Origin of the sequence: Streptomyces sp. NPDC060031 (assembly GCF_042736805.1) — a bacterium.
Classification (GTDB): Bacteria; Actinomycetota; Actinomycetes; order Streptomycetales; family Streptomycetaceae; genus Streptomyces.
The window spans coordinates 18,503-32,055 of sequence record NZ_JBHWVM010000092.1 but is presented as its reverse complement, the minus strand read 5'-3'; the positions used below and the strand labels follow the sequence as shown (position 1 = coordinate 32,055).

Here is a 13,553-nt window from a genome sequence, read left to right as displayed (position 1 = left end):
GGGCCGTGCGGTGTCCGGGGGCAGCCCGCGCTCCGGCCGGCCGGCTCCGCGACCGGCGCCGCCGGTGGCCGGAGCGGGCACGTACGGGACCGCGGCCGGAGCCGGAGCCGGCGCCGCCGGACCCTGGCCGCCACGGCCGCTGTCCGCCCACGGCTCCGCCCGGCCCGCCGGGGGCCGCGGCGCCCCGGCGTCCCGCTCGGCGTCCATGTCGGGCAGCGGGGGATCGAGGACCGGGGGCAGGTCGAAGAACGACGGGATCCTGGGCCGGACCGCCGCCGGATCGGGCACTCCGAGGACGCGGTCGACGAAATCGCTCATGTGCCGGTCGCCTCCAGGTAGAAGCGGCGCCGGGCCGCACTGAGGGCGAGGATGTCCTCCTCGCGCCAGCCGTACGCCCGGGCCAGCACGTGCACGTCGGCCAGCAGGCCCCGGGCGCAGGCGTCGACATCGGCCCAGACGTGCGCCGGTACGTCGAACGGAGCGGCCCACGCGTGCCCGCACAGGGCGCAGGTCAGGTCGAGGCGGATGTCCGCCCCCGGGTCCACGGAGGGCAGCGCGGCCGCGACGGCGGCGATCACCTCGTCCGTCAACCCGGCGCCGTCCATGGCCCGCCCGTCCACGGCCTCCTCCTCCACGGCCTCGCCGTCGACCGCGAGCACGCACCGGCCGACGAGCCGCCGCCGCGCGTCGGGGGAAGCGGAACCGCCGGGCGCCACCGCCAGCACGTCCCGGCTGGTCAGCGCCCGGAACCGGACGCGCCGGCCCCGGACGGTGAGCTCGCCCTCCCCGGCCCCGTCCGCCGCGTCGGCGGGACGGCGCAGGTCCGAGAGGGGTACGGAGACCTCCAACTCCTCCCCGCAGCCGGGGCAGTCGGCCAGGCACTCCACGTCCCCGCGGAAGCACGCGCCCCGCAGGCCGACGAGCAGCGCGTCGCGCGCGCCGAGCGGCAGGTCGCCCGCGTCGGTGAGAGAGTGCCCGCCCGCGGCGGCCGCGAGCGCCACGGCCCGCGCCACCCGGCCCTGCCCGGCGCCGCCCTCCCACCCCTGCAGGAGCTGGGCCTGCGTGAGTACCGGCACCCGTCACACCGCCGGGTCGTCGAACGAGACCTCGGCCGCGGGCGGCAGGGCGACGTCGCGCACCCAGCCCTCGTTCTCCAGGCGGATGTGCTGGACGAGCACCGCGTTCGCGTTCGCGTCGAGATCGGAGAAGGGCTGGTACTCCGACACCCAGCAGTTGAAGACGTGGTAGGAGAGCACCTTCTGGCCGGTCTCGTCGTAGACGTCGATGACGACGTCCCGGCGGAAGTCCTTGAGGGAGGTCTCCCGCCCGCCAGCCGAATTGGCGTAACTCCAGGTCTTGTTGGCCCATTTCTCGAATTCGAGGCCGTTCACGGTGACCCCGCGTTCGAGGACGATCGGGTCGAACTCCACCCGCCCCGGCAGCTTGGCGCTGTTCGAGGGGGCTCCGCCGTCGCGGTGCTTGACCACCTCGACGGTCCTCTTCATCCCGGAGACCTTGTGGACCCCGAGGAACGGCACGGTGCTGTCGCTGTACCGCACGCGGAAACGGAAGTTCTTGAGCGGGTCGACCCGCGCGGTGGTTGCCATCGTCTCGCTCCTCAGACCTGCAGCTGCCCGGCGAGCTGCTCGATGTGGATGATCACGAACTCGGCCGGTTTGAGCGGCGCGAAGCCGACGACGATGTTGACGATGCCCCGGTCGATGTCGTTCTGCGGGTTGTTCTCGCGGTCGCACTTGACGAGGTAGGCCTCCCGGGCCGTCGCGCCCTGGAGGGCGCCCTGCCGGAAGAGGCTGTTCATGAACGCGCCGACATTGAGCCGGATGGAGGCCCACAGCGGTTCGTCGTTCGGCTCGAAGACCACCCACTGCGTACCGCGGTAGAGGCTCTCCTCCACGAAGAGCGCGAGCCGCCGCACCGGCAGGTACTTCCACTCGTCGGCCAGCCGGTCCGCGCCCCGCAGCGTCCGCGCGCCCCAGACGAGCGGGCCGAGTACGGGGAAGGAGCGCAGGCAGTTCACCCCGAGCTGGTTGAGCCGGCCGTTCTCCAGGTCGGTCATTGCCACCGCGGGCGCGGTGACCCCGGCGAGCGAGGCGTCGGTGCCCGCGGGTGCCTTCCACACACCGCGCTGCACATCGGTGCGGGCCATCACGCCGGCCACCGTGCCGCAGGGCGGAACCGTCGTGGGGACCCCGCCCGCCGCCGGGTCGGGGATGACCAGGTTCGGGAAGTAGACCACCGCGTTCTTCGCCGCGTCTCCGGACACCGGGGGCGTCGTCATCCCGCTGGCGGCGGAGTCGATGCCCGTCCAGCCGACGGGCGGATCGACGATCAGGACCGCCCGGCGGTCCCCGCACAGGGCCGCCGCGGGCGACAGCGCCGACGCCGGCGCCCCGGGCAGGCAGAGGAGGTTGAAGATGTCGGTCTTCAGGAGCTGGTAGAGGCCGGTCTTGGAGGCCTGGCCCGTCGTGCCGCCCTGGTAGTCCGACAGTGCGAGCGTGCCGCCGTCCGCGCCGCCCGAGGCCTTCTTGTAGCGGTTCGGCTTGGCGTCGTCGAAGGGGTCCTGGCTCGTGTCGGTGGCGTCGATCACGTCGTGTGCGGTGGGGACGATGCCGAGCACCGGGTTCGCGGCGGGCACGGCGACGAGGGCGGAGGAACTGAGCGCCTTGTCCAGCGCGTTCGCGTCCCCGGGACGGGAGCTCACGTTGAGGTAGCGCTCCACCGCCCCGGTGCCCTTGTCGAAGATCGTGAGGTTGTACTGGGTCCGGGGCGCGCCGGCCGCGGGCACCTCGCTGGTGTCGTGGTCGACCCGCACGCGCAGGGCGTCTCCCCAGAGGCCCTCGCCGCGCGCGACGAGGGTGACCGTCCCCGAGCCGGCGAGCTCGATGGTGGAGGCCTTCGCGTTCTTGGTGTCGTCGGTGTCCCCGGTGTGGACGAGCCGGACGATCTCGGCTTCGCTGCCGCCGTTCGCGTAGTACTGGTAGACGGCGTATCCGAGGGGGCTGGGCGGGACGACTCCGCCGAACACCCGCTGGTAGTCGGCGAAGCTCGTGATGTGCACCGGGCGGTCGGTCGGCCCGCGCACGGCCGCCCCGACGAACGCGGTCACGGAGGTCGGCACCCCCGTGATGGTGTGCACGGCGCTCTTGACCTCGTGGATGTACACACCCGGGAAGGTGGGGCTGACGGGCACGTCCGGTCCCCTCTCGCTGTCGGCTGGCGGCCAGTCTGACGAGCCGCTGTGATCGGACCGTCACCGCTTCGTCACGGCTGGTGACGAGTTGTGGGGTGGGTGTCCGGCGGCCGGCGAATCCACCCCGCCCCCCTCGTCGTTGAGCCGATCATGGGAACTGGAAGCAGGACCGCCGCACTCGCGCTCGGGGTGTTCGCCCTGGTGGCGCCCTTGGCGGTGAGCGCCGGCGCCGCGAGGGCCGGCGCGGTCGAGGCGGGCCGCGTGGCCCTCGGCTTCGCCCCGGCCGGGGACGCGACGCTCACCGACGGTGCCGGCGCCCCGGCCGCGATCCTCGCCGCCGCGGGCGGCCACACCTTCTCCACTGGTGAACTGACGGGCAACCGGTTCTCCTCCCTCGGCCTGAGCTGGCGGCGGGGGACACCGGGAGCCGGCGTCCCGGACTTCAGGGCCGAGGTGCGCATGCGCCGCGGCGGCGTCCGGGAGGAGTGGCGCAGCCTTCCGCTCGAACTGGAGGAGGGGGCGGCCGAGGAGGCGAGCAGGGCGGGCGCGCCCGCCTTCTACGCGGGCCGCGCGGGCGCAGCCGACGGCGTCGAGCTGCGGTTCACCTCGCCGTCCGGCCTGCTGCCGAGGGACCTTCGGCTCTCCTTCATCGACCCGGCGAGGGCCGACGCCGTGCTGCCGCGCCCTTTCGGTGAGGTGTCGGCGCCCGCCATCGCGGCCCGCGCCGACTGGGGCGCCGACGAATCCCTGGCCGACCCGGGCCTGAAGACGCAGAGTTCACTTCGGGCCGTGCTCGTGCACCACACGGTGACCGGGAACAACGGCTACGCCCGGGAGCAGGTGCCCGACATCATCAACGGCATCTACGTCCACCACATCAAGGACCTCGGGTACGGGGACTTCCCGTACCACTTCGTCGTGGACCGGTTCGGCGGCGTCTGGGAGGGCCGCACGGGTTCCGTCGAAATGCGGCCGGGCGGCGCCGTCCCCGCGATCCTCGGCGGCCATGCGGCCGGCTTCAACTCCGGCACCTTCTCCGTCGCTCTCCTCGGGAACTTCGAGCCGGACAACAGCGCCGACGGCGAGGATTCGGGCCCCGACCCCGAGCCCACCCGGGCGATGCTGCGCAGCGTCGCCGAGCTCCTCGCGTGGAAGCTCGGCCAGTACGGGCTCGACCCGCTGGGCACCACCCGGCTCACCTCCACGGGCGGCGCCGGGACCAACCCGCACGCGGCCGGCGAGGGACTCGCCGTCCCGGTGATCGCCGGCCACCGCGATGTCAACGCGACGGCCTGCCCGGGCGGCAGGCTCTACGCGGCGCTGCCCCGCCTGCGCGGGGCGGTCGCCCGGCGCACGTACCTCGGTGCACTGGACTGACGGCAAAGTCCCGGGCCCGCCAAGCGGACCCGGGACTTCTTTGTGCACTTCGCTGACCGGCCTGCTCAACGACCGTCCGCCGCCCGGGTAACGGGTTCCCGGCAACAGGCCGGAAAACGGTGCGTGGGGGCGCGGGTGTCGACGTACTGTGGCTCGATGACCGCAGTCGACATGAGCTCCAGCGCCGAGGCCTTCAAGTCCGATCCGTACCCGTTCTACGCCGAACTGCGAGAGGCCGGGCCGGTCCACCAAGTCGTCATCTCGGATGACGAGTTCGAACCGAGCTGGCTCGTCGTCGGCCACGAAGCGGCCCGCCACGCCCTCAACCACCCGTCTCTGTCGAAGGACTGGTACGGCTCCGGCCGGTTCCCGGAGGCGATGGCCACCGCCGCGAACTCCAACATGCTGGAGTCGGACCCGCCGCACCACACCCGGCTGCGCCGCCTGGTGGCCCGGGAGTTCACCGCCCGCCGGATGGAGGCCATGCGCCCCCGGGTCCAGCAGATCACCGACGAACTGCTCGACGAGATGGCGGCGCGGCCGGAGCGCGGCGCCGACCTGATCAAGGCGCTCGCGTTCCCCCTCCCCATGACCGTGATCTGCGAACTGCTCGGCGTCCCCGACCTGGACCGCGACCGCTTCCGCCACTGGTCCAACGAGGTCGTGGCGCCCACCCCGGGCGTCCTGGACAACAACGCGCACCAGCAGCTCAGTTCCTACCTCGACGAGCTCATCGAGGCCAAGGCCAAGGCCCCCGGCGAGGACCTGCTCAGCGCGCTGATCCGCACCCGTGACGAGGACGGCGACTCCCTCTCCCACGACGAGCTGATCGGCATGGCCTTCCTGCTGCTGGTCGCGGGCCACGAGACGACCGTCAACCTCATCTCCAACGGGATACGGGCCCTGCTGGCCCACCCTGCTCAGCTCGCCGAACTGCGCGCCGACTACGACGGCCTCCTCGACGGGGCGGTGGAGGAGATGCTCCGCTACGACGGTCCGGTGCAGAACGCCACCTTCCGTTACGCCCGCGAGGACGTGGAGATCGGCGGCACCGTCATCCCGGCCGGGGCCACCGTCCTCGTCTCGCTGGCCGCTGCCGACCACGACCCCGCCCGCTTCCCGGAGCCCGACACCTTCGACATCCACCGCGCACCGAAGGGCCACCTCGCCTTCGGCCACGGACTGCACTTCTGTATCGGCGCCCCGCTCGCCCGGATGGAGGGCCGGATCGCCGTACGGGGCCTGCTGGAGCGTTTCCCGGACCTGGCCGGCGACCCGGCCGGGGGCCCGCCGCAGTGGCTGCCCGGCAGCCTGATGCGCGGGGTGAGCCGGCTCCCGGTGCGCTGGTAGATCCAACGGCGCACCCGGGTCGCGGCCCGCGGCGGGGGTGGTGGGCTGGGGGCGGTGACCGCGCCGTCGACCGGGACCGGCGCGGCGCCGCGGTGAGCGGAGAAGCCCGGTGGCCGAGGCCTGTCTCGTGGGTGCGGGGATCGCGTCCCTGTCGGCGGCGGCGCTGCTGATCAGGGAGGGGCAGTTCGCCGGCGGGGACATCACGATCCTGGAGGCCCGGGACCGCACCGGCGGAAGCCTGGACGCGGCCGGGGGCCCGGACACCGGGTACACCATGCGCGGCGGGGATCTACCGCACGCGACGACGTGGTGCTCACCGGGTGCTCCCCGGCCGGTTCAGCGGGGCGGCAGCGCGAAGAGCCGTCCGTAGCCCGTGACGTCGTCCGTGTGCGTGCCCGCCGCCTTGAGGGCCGACCACAGCAGCACCTGGTTCGCGGTCAACACGGGCCGGCCGAGGGTGGCCTCCAGGGCCTCGATCATGCCGACCGCGCGCAGGCCGTTGCCGCCGATGACGACGGCCTCGGCCTCGTCGGGGACGTGCCCGGCCGCCCAGTCGTGCAGGTCACCCGGCCTGATGAGGGCCTGGCCGCTGGGCAGGGTGCACGGGGCCGAGAACCGTACGTCGAAGCCCGCCGCCTCGTAGTAGGCCCGGCCGAGGTCGTTCAGGGCCGCGCCGAACCAGGGCGGATCGATCAGGCAGATCGCGCTGGCGCCCGCCGTCTGGAGGGCTTCGACGGTCGCGGCGCAAGTGGCCACCACCGGCAAGCCGTTCGCGCGGGCGCTCAGGCGGGCGATCATCTTCGCCTCGCCCTGTGCGCCGATCACGTAGGCGGAGCTGGTGAACGCGTACGCGAGCGCCGCCAGGGGTGCGTCGGCCAACTGCCCCACCGCCTCGTCCACATGGGGCGGGGCGGCGAAGTCCCGTACCGGGGCGAGCGGGATCGTCGGATCCATCGTGCCGCCGCGCCGCATCGCGCCGAAGGGCACGCGGGCGGCGTGCAGGCCGACGCCGGCCGGTGCCATCGCGCGCAGTTCCGACTCCGGCCCCACGTCCCCTTGCGGGACGAGCACGCCGAGCCGGACGCGTACGTCCCAGCCGTCGGGCTGCCACCCCACCGCGGGGCCGGTCACTTGCCCTGCGCCGGGCAGGAGGTGGGCTTCAGGTACGTGCCGATATCCATGCGGGCAGTATGTGTCCATTCGGTCGTCTTCGTGCCGGACACCACTCCGCGCGGCACCCCGTCCGGGGGACGCCGCCTTCACCCGTCTGCCGTGCCGGGGGGTGGTCCTCGGGACGGGTGGCGAGGATCATGGAAGCGCCGGTCCGGTTGTCCGCCTCGTCCAGGGGGTCCGTGTTGTCTGCTGTCGCGTCGAGCCATGCGTCCGGGGTCTGCGAAGTGCCGCTGTCGGCGGACACCATCGGTGAGAACCTCGACCGCACCGTACGCCGCTTCCCGGGCCGTGACGCCCTCGTCGACCTGGCCGCCGGGCGCCGCTGGACGTACGCGGAGCTGGGTGCCGACGTGGACGCGCTCGCCCTCGGACTGCTGGACCTCGGCATCCGCAAGGGCGACCGGGTCGGCATCTGGGCACCCAACCGCGCCGAGTGGACGCTGGTCCAGTACGCCACCGCCAAGATCGGGGCGATCCTCGTCACCGTGAACCCCGCGTACCGCTCCCACGAGCTGGAGTACGTGCTGCGCCAGTCCGGGATCCGGCTGCTGGCCGCCGCGGACCGCTTCAAGACCTCCGACTACGCCGCCATGATCGAGGAGGTCCGCCCGCGCTGCCCCGAGCTGGAGTTCACGGTCCTGCTGGGCGGAGCCCGGTGGACCGCCCTGCTGGACCGGGGACGGCGCGGCGATCCCGCCGAACTCGCCAGGGTCCAGGAGGGGCTGAGTCCGCACGACCCCGTCAACATCCAGTACACCTCGGGGACCACCGGCTTCCCCAAGGGGGCGACGCTCTCGCACCACAACATCCTCAACAACGGGTTCTTCGTCGGCGAGTTGTGCCACTACACCGAACGGGACCGGGTCTGCATCCCGGTGCCCTTCTACCACTGCTTCGGCATGGTGATGGGAAACCTGGCCTGCACCAGCCACGGCGCGGCGATGGTCATCCCCGCGCCCTCGTTCGATCCGGCCGCCACCCTCGCCGCGGTCGAGGCGGAGTCCTGCACCTCCCTCTACGGCGTCCCCACCATGTTCATCGCCGAGTTGGCCGACCCCGGCTTCGACACCTACGACCTGTCCAGCCTGCGCACCGGGATCATGGCGGGATCGCCCTGCCCGGTCGAGGTGATGAAGGAGGTCATCGACCGGATGGGCATGCGGGAGGTGTCCATCTGCTACGGCATGACCGAGACCTCACCCGTGTCGACGCAGACCCGCTCCGACGACTCCGTGGAGCGCCGGGTGTCGACCGTCGGCCGGGTCGGGCCGCACCTGGAGGTGAAGGTGGTCGACCCGCAGACCGGACGGACCGTGCCGCGCGGCGAGCCCGGCGAGCTGTGCACGCGCGGCTACTCCGTCATGCTCGGCTACTGGGGCCGGCCCGAGGAGACCGCGGAGGCCGTCGACGCGGAGCGCTGGATGCACACCGGCGATCTGGCGGTCATGGACGACGAGGGCTACCTGAGCATCACCGGACGGATCAAGGACATGGTCATCCGGGGCGGGGAGAACCTGTACCCGCGGGAGATCGAGGAGTTCCTCCACGGCCACCCGGACGTACTCGACGTCCAGGTCATCGGCGTACCCGACGCGAAGTACGGGGAGGAGCTGATGGCGTGGGTACGGATGCGCGAGGGCGCCGAGCCGCTGACCGCGGCCGCCGTCCGCTCGTACTGCGAGGGCCGGCTCGCCCACTACAAGATCCCGCGCTACGTCCACGTCGTCGAGGAGTTCCCGATGACCGTCACCGGGAAGATCCGCAAGATCGAAATGCGTGAGATGGCGCTGCGGCTGCTGGAGTCCTCCTCGTAGGGCGGTGGAGCGGCGGACGGGCCGGGCTGCGGGTGGCTGGCGCGCCGGGGCGCTCGTCGGTCAGGCTCGGACCATGGAACTCATGGTGTCCGTCAAGGACGGCGAAGTATGGGCGGACGACTCGGGCGCACCGGTCGACTCGGGCGCACCGGCCGACGGCGGTCTGCCGATCGTGCTGCTGCATCCGGGCGTCGGAGTCTCGACCGTCTGGGACCCGATCCTGCCGCGGCTCACGGCGCGGCACCGGGTGATCCGCTATGACGTACGGGGCTTCGGGCGCTCCCCGGCGCCCACCGCGAGCTACTCGCTGGTGGAGGACCTGCGGGCCGTGCTCGACCACTTCGAGCTGGGCCGGGCGGTGGTGGTCGGCTCCAGCATGGGCGGCGCCACGGCGATCAGCCTCGCCCTGGACTCGCCCGAACGCGTCGCGGGGCTCGGCCTGTTCTGCCCGGGCGTCACCGGCTACTCCGGGCTCGAAGTGCCGGAACTGTTCGCCGAGATCGGCAAGCTGGCCGAGGCCGGTGACTTGGACGGCCTGGTCGCGCTGGGCCGTCGCACCTGGGGCAACGCGGGAGTCGGCGACGACCCCGCGGTCACCGCCCAACTGCGCTCGGCGATCCCCGGCTGGTTCGCCAACCAGCCCCACCAGGTGCCGGACGCACCCGCTTTCGACCGGCTCGGCGAACTGGACGTGCCGTGCCTGCTCGCGCTGGGCGAGCAGGACCAGCCCGAGGCCGTCCGGTGCAACGAGGACATGGCCGCGCGCATCCCGGGCTGCCGACTCGTACGCATCGCAGGCAGCGATCACTACCCCGCGCTGCGCGAACCGCAGACCGTGGCCGGGCTGGTCCTGGAGCTGGTCCAGAGCCTTCGCTGAACCGGGAGTTGACGTTCCCCGGGGTACCGTACGACGTCGTGGTCAGCGGCCACGGCCGGATCCGAGCGGGGCGGGCGGACAGTGGAAGAGGCGCAAGGCGTCGCGGTGACGTCCGCGGGAGGGCGGTGGTTCTCGCTCCGTCGCGGGCGCGCGCTCGGGGCGCTCGCCGCTCTCGTCGCCTGCCTGCTGCTCTTCCACTCGGCCGTTCCCGATGTCGCCGGGCGGCCGGTCAGCCTCCTGGAGACGTTCCTGCCGTGGCTCGGCCTGAGCGTCCCGGTCCTGCTGGGCCTGGCACTGCTGCGCCGTTCGGCCCTCGCGCTGGGCGCGCTGCTGCTGCCGGCAGTGGCGTGGCTCGGTCTGTTCGGCGGCCTGCTGCTGCCCGGGCACGGCCGGGCCCACGACCTGGTCGCGGTCCAGCACAACGTCAGCGACGAGAACCCCGACCCGGCCGGCACCGCGAGAGCGCTGGGGAAGGTGCACCCCGACCTCATCGCCCTGGAGGAACTGACGCCCGCCGTCCTGCCGCCCATCGAGGCGGCCCTGGCCGCGGACCACCCTTACCACGCGGTGCACGGCACCGTCGGACTCTGGTCGAAGCATCCGCTGGCGGACGTACGGCCGGTGGACATCAGGCCGGCCGGGGCGGGGGAGGACTGGAACCGGGGTCTGCGGGCCACCGCGAGGACACGGTGGGGGGACGTCGCCGTGTACGTCGCGCACCTGCCCTCGGTGCGCTTCGGCCTGCCCGGCGGGTTCAGCGCCGCACGGCGGGACGAGAGCGCGGCCCTGCTCGGCGCCGCCATCGCCGCCGAGCCGATCGACCGGGTCGTTCTGCTCGGGGACCTCAACGCCGCCGTGGACGACCGTGGTCTGGGCCCGCTCACGGACCGACTGGGGCCCCCGGAGCGGGGCTTCGCGTTCAGCTGGCCCGCATCGCTGCCGGTGGCCCGGATCGACCAGATCATGACCCGGTCGGCGACCGTCACCGACGTGTGGTCGCTGCCCCCCACGGGCAGCGACCACTTGCCCGTCGCCGCGCACATCAGGCTCCGTGCGGGCGCTCCGTCAGGCGATGGAGCCGCCGCCGTCGACGAAGAGGGTCGTGCCCGTCATGTAGGCGTTGCCCGCGACCATCGCGATGGCGGCCGCGACGTCCTGCGGCTCTCCCACCCGGTTCACCGGCAGGCGCTGGGCCGCCGCCTCGTACATGGCCTCGCGGCCGTCCGCCGGCAGCGCGTCCCACAGGGGCGTGCGCAGCAGCCCGGGCGACACGGCGTTGACGCGGATCGGCGCCAGTTCCAGGGCGAGCCCGCGGACCAGGGCCTCCAGGGCGGCGTTGATCGCGCTCTGTAGGGCGGAGGCCCTGCCCGGCCGTACGGACAGGTAGCCCGCGACGACGGTGAGGGAACCCGCGGGGTCCACCGAGACGGAGCGCGCGAGCCTGTAAGCGCCCCAGAACTTGCTGTCCATCGCGGCGTACGCGTCCTCCAGCGGCAGGGTGTCCACGCGGCCCATCGGCGTTTCGGCCGCCGAGATGACCACGTGGTCGAAGGTGCCCGCGGCCCCGGTGAAGGCGGCGATGGCCGCGGCGTCGCGCAGGTCGAGCACCTGCCCGTCCGCCGCCGGGCCGAGGGCCTTCACCGCGCGTCGCACCTTGTCCTCGGTACGGGAGACGACGGTGACCGCGGCCCCGCCGGCCGCGAAGGCGCCCGCGGCCGCGAGGCCCACCCCGGAGGTACCGCCTGCGACGAGGACGCGTCGGCCCTGGAATTCGGTGGTCATGCTGTGCCTCCTGCGGCGTGTTCGGTGGTGGGGTCCGTCGAGCGGGTACGGGCGTAGCTCGGCCGGTCGAGGTCGGTGATCTGTACGGACACGTCGCAGTCGGTTTCGGCGAGCGTGCGGCGGAAGTGCTCGCGCAGGACGGCCAGCGCGCTCGCGCTCACCGCGGTGCGCAGCTCGGGCGCTTTGCCGCCGAAGGTCCGGATGTCGAGGTTCACGAAAGCCTGTTCACGGCTGCCGTCGCCGATGAAGTACGTCTGCGCCCGCGCGGCGCGGCTCTTGAAGTCCTGCACGCGGAACCCGCCCGCTGCGGCGAGTGCGGTGTGCAGCTCGGTGAAGAGAGCCACCGGGTCGGGGGTCTCCCGCACGTTGCCGGAGTACTCGAGTACGAGGTGGGGCATGCCGTGGCTCCTTATGCGTTCTCGGTGGCGGGGGTGGTGGCCGGGGCGGCTGCCGGCCGTGCGGTCCGGGCCGCCGCACGGGGGCCGACGGCGCGGCGCACACCGGTGGCGCTGAGCACGGCGGCCGCGGCGAGGGCGACGGCGGCCAGCACGAGCGCGGCCCGCAGACCGGACAGGAAGGCGTCGCCGGGTGTGGCGGCGCCCACGAGGATCCCCATGACGGCCACGCCGATCAGCCCCCCGATCTGGCGTGAGGCGTTCAGTACCCCGGAGGCGATGCCCGCGTTGCCCGGGTCGACGGCGGAGAGCATGGCGTTGGTCATGGCCGGGACGACCAGCCCGATGCCGGCGCCCGCGACGAGGAACTGGGCGACCAGCGCGGGGTACGAGGCCGAGCCGACGGCCGGCAGCATGGTGAGGTAGCCGAGCGCGGCCAGCGTGCTTCCGCTGATCAGCACGGTCCGGGAGCCGAAGCGCTTCACCAGCGGCCCGCAGGCGAGATTGGCGATCATGATGGTGGCGGTCATGGGCAGGAAGGCGAGCCCGGCGACGATCGGCGAGTAGTCCCAGGCCTTCTGGAAGAAGAGGCTGTAGACGAAGATCAGGCCGTAGAAGGAGAAGTTCACCAGGACGCCGATGAGCGAGGTCGCGGTGAAGGCGCCCCGCTTGAACAGGGTCAGGGGCAGCATCGGATCCGTGCTGCGCCGCTCCACGGCGATGAAGGCGGCCAGCGCCAGCACGAACGCCACCAGGCAGCCGATGACGAGCGGCGCGCCCCAGCCCAGCCCGTTCGCCTCGATGACGGCGCCGGTCAGCGCGCCGAGGGTGATGATCGCCAGCAGCTGCCCCGGTACGTCGAAGGAGCGCGCGGCCCGGCCGGCCGCGGCGCCGCCGGTGCGCGGGGCGCTGGTCTGCGTCAGCCAGACGCCGGCCGCCGCGATGGGCACGTTCACGAAGAAGATCGAGCGCCAGCCGAACTGCGAGATGAGCACGCCGCCGACCACGGGGCCGAGCGCGAGGGCCAGTCCGCCGGACGCCGCCCACAGGCTCACGGCGCGGGTGCGCTCCGCCGGGTCGGGGAAGGACTTGTTCACGATCGAGAGCGAGGAGGGCACGATCATCGCCGCGCCCACCCCCTGGAGGATGCGGGCGATGACCAGCGCCACCAGGCTGTCGGCGGCGCCGCAGGCGAAGGAGGTGACGGCGAACAGGACGAAGCCCGCCTGGAAGATGCGCTTGGGGTCGAAACGGTCTCCCATCGCACCCGCGGTCAGCAGGAACGCGGCGAAGGTGAGCGTGTAGCCGTTGATCACCCACTCCAGGCCGGAGAGGCTGCCGCCGAAGTCCTCGCTGAGGGCGTCCGTCGCCACGTTGACGACGCTGACGTCGAGGATGACGACGACGAAGCCGAGGCAGGCCGCGAGCAGGGTCAACTGCCGTTTGAGGACCGAGCTCTTGGCGGCGTCGGGCTCGGTGGGCTCGGCGCCGGAGCGTTGCGGGCTGTGAGGTTCAGGCATGAATCGTCCTCGGATGGAATGGATGAGGAGGGGAAGGGAGGGAGGGGAACGGGG

At 72.9% G+C, this 13,553-nt stretch carries 12 protein-coding genes and 2 pseudogenes; 6 read left to right on the top strand and 8 right to left on the bottom strand.

What is annotated here, in order from left to right; genetic code table 11:
- The 4 genes and pseudogenes from ACFWB8_RS30485 to ACFWB8_RS30470 all read right to left on the bottom strand — a co-directional run.
- A pseudogene (locus ACFWB8_RS30485) lies at positions 1-318 on the bottom strand (hypothetical protein); the annotation flags it as partial.
- Positions 315-1,076 (bottom strand): hypothetical protein, encoded by a 762-nt coding sequence (locus ACFWB8_RS30480; protein ID WP_385234228.1) that lies wholly within the window; start codon positions 1,074-1,076, stop codon positions 315-317. The gene ACFWB8_RS30480 and the pseudogene ACFWB8_RS30485, both read right to left, overlap by 4 nt.
- 3 nt (positions 1,077-1,079) lie before the next feature.
- Positions 1,080-1,607 carry a phage tail protein gene (locus ACFWB8_RS30475; protein ID WP_385234225.1) on the bottom strand — a complete coding sequence of 176 codons (528 nt, stop codon included), beginning with the start codon at positions 1,605-1,607 and terminating at the stop codon, positions 1,080-1,082.
- Positions 1,608-1,618: 11 nt separating this feature from the next.
- Entirely contained in the window at positions 1,619-3,211 is a 1,593-nt protein-coding gene (locus ACFWB8_RS30470) for a phage tail sheath family protein (RefSeq protein WP_385234222.1), read from the bottom strand.
- Positions 3,212-3,361: 150 nt separating this feature from the next.
- Here ACFWB8_RS30470 and ACFWB8_RS30465 point away from each other — a divergent pair, with 150 nt between their 5' ends.
- The 3 genes from ACFWB8_RS30465 (at position 3,362) to ACFWB8_RS30455 (ending at position 6,308) form a co-directional block, all read left to right on the top strand.
- Positions 3,362-4,588 (top strand): N-acetylmuramoyl-L-alanine amidase, encoded by a 1,227-nt coding sequence (locus ACFWB8_RS30465; protein WP_385234219.1) that lies wholly within the window; start codon positions 3,362-3,364, stop codon positions 4,586-4,588.
- A gap of 156 nt (positions 4,589-4,744) precedes the next feature.
- Positions 4,745-5,938 (top strand): cytochrome P450, encoded by a 1,194-nt coding sequence (locus tag ACFWB8_RS30460; RefSeq protein WP_385234216.1) that lies wholly within the window; start codon positions 4,745-4,747, stop codon positions 5,936-5,938.
- A gap of 109 nt (positions 5,939-6,047) precedes the next feature.
- Complete coding sequence (locus ACFWB8_RS30455; RefSeq protein WP_385234213.1) at positions 6,048-6,308, top strand: oleate hydratase; 261 nt, start codon at positions 6,048-6,050, stop codon at positions 6,306-6,308.
- Here ACFWB8_RS30455 and ACFWB8_RS30450 read toward each other — a convergent pair.
- The gene (locus ACFWB8_RS30450; protein WP_385234210.1) at positions 6,275-7,069 is read right to left on the bottom strand and encodes a maleate cis-trans isomerase; all 795 of its coding nucleotides are present in this window, start codon (positions 7,067-7,069) and stop codon (positions 6,275-6,277) included. The genes ACFWB8_RS30455 and ACFWB8_RS30450 overlap by 34 nt on opposite strands.
- Before the next feature lie 179 nt (positions 7,070-7,248).
- Between ACFWB8_RS30450 and ACFWB8_RS30445 the strand changes: the two genes are divergently transcribed.
- From ACFWB8_RS30445 to ACFWB8_RS30435, 3 genes and pseudogenes are all read left to right on the top strand, one after another.
- A complete protein-coding gene (locus tag ACFWB8_RS30445; protein ID WP_385234207.1) occupies positions 7,249-8,925 on the top strand; it encodes an AMP-binding protein in 1,677 nt (558 codons plus the stop codon).
- Between the two features lie 73 nt (positions 8,926-8,998).
- Positions 8,999-9,802, top strand: coding sequence for an alpha/beta fold hydrolase (locus ACFWB8_RS30440; RefSeq protein ID WP_385234204.1), 804 nt, complete (start codon positions 8,999-9,001; stop codon positions 9,800-9,802).
- Positions 9,803-9,907: 105 nt separating this feature from the next.
- Positions 9,908-10,846: pseudogene (locus tag ACFWB8_RS30435) on the top strand (endonuclease/exonuclease/phosphatase family protein); the annotation flags it as partial.
- Between the two features lie 21 nt (positions 10,847-10,867).
- On the opposite strand, the gene ACFWB8_RS30430 reads toward ACFWB8_RS30435, so the two are convergent.
- From ACFWB8_RS30430 to ACFWB8_RS30420, 3 genes are read right to left on the bottom strand one after another with little or no spacing between them, the layout of a single operon-like run.
- Positions 10,868-11,584 (bottom strand): SDR family oxidoreductase, encoded by a 717-nt coding sequence (locus ACFWB8_RS30430; protein WP_385234201.1) that lies wholly within the window; start codon positions 11,582-11,584, stop codon positions 10,868-10,870.
- Entirely contained in the window at positions 11,581-11,982 is a 402-nt protein-coding gene (locus ACFWB8_RS30425; protein ID WP_385234198.1) for a 5-carboxymethyl-2-hydroxymuconate Delta-isomerase, read from the bottom strand. Before ACFWB8_RS30425 ends, ACFWB8_RS30430 begins: the two co-directional genes overlap by 4 nt.
- Before the next feature lie 11 nt (positions 11,983-11,993).
- Positions 11,994-13,499: an MFS transporter gene (locus ACFWB8_RS30420; protein WP_385234195.1), complete on the bottom strand. Its 1,506-nt coding sequence runs from the start codon at positions 13,497-13,499 to the stop codon at positions 11,994-11,996.
- Positions 13,500-13,553 lie beyond the last annotated feature (54 nt).

Bases quoted from the DNA above. Each gene is read 5' to 3' on its own strand.
- ACFWB8_RS30425 (WP_385234198.1), bottom strand. From the start codon at position 11,982: ATGCCCCACCTCGTACTCGAGTACTCCGGCAACGTGCGGGAGACCCCC.
- ACFWB8_RS30430 (WP_385234201.1), bottom strand. From the start codon at position 11,584: ATGACCACCGAATTCCAGGGCCGACGCGTCCTCGTCGCAGGCGGTACC.
- ACFWB8_RS30465 (WP_385234219.1), top strand. From the start codon at position 3,362: ATGGGAACTGGAAGCAGGACCGCCGCACTCGCGCTCGGGGTGTTCGCC.
- ACFWB8_RS30440 (WP_385234204.1), top strand. From the start codon at position 8,999: ATGGAACTCATGGTGTCCGTCAAGGACGGCGAAGTATGGGCGGACGAC.
- ACFWB8_RS30445 (WP_385234207.1), top strand. From the start codon at position 7,249: ATGGAAGCGCCGGTCCGGTTGTCCGCCTCGTCCAGGGGGTCCGTGTTG.
- ACFWB8_RS30460 (WP_385234216.1), top strand. From the start codon at position 4,745: ATGACCGCAGTCGACATGAGCTCCAGCGCCGAGGCCTTCAAGTCCGAT.
- ACFWB8_RS30475 (WP_385234225.1), bottom strand. From the start codon at position 1,607: ATGGCAACCACCGCGCGGGTCGACCCGCTCAAGAACTTCCGTTTCCGC.
- ACFWB8_RS30420 (WP_385234195.1), bottom strand. From the start codon at position 13,499: ATGCCTGAACCTCACAGCCCGCAACGCTCCGGCGCCGAGCCCACCGAG.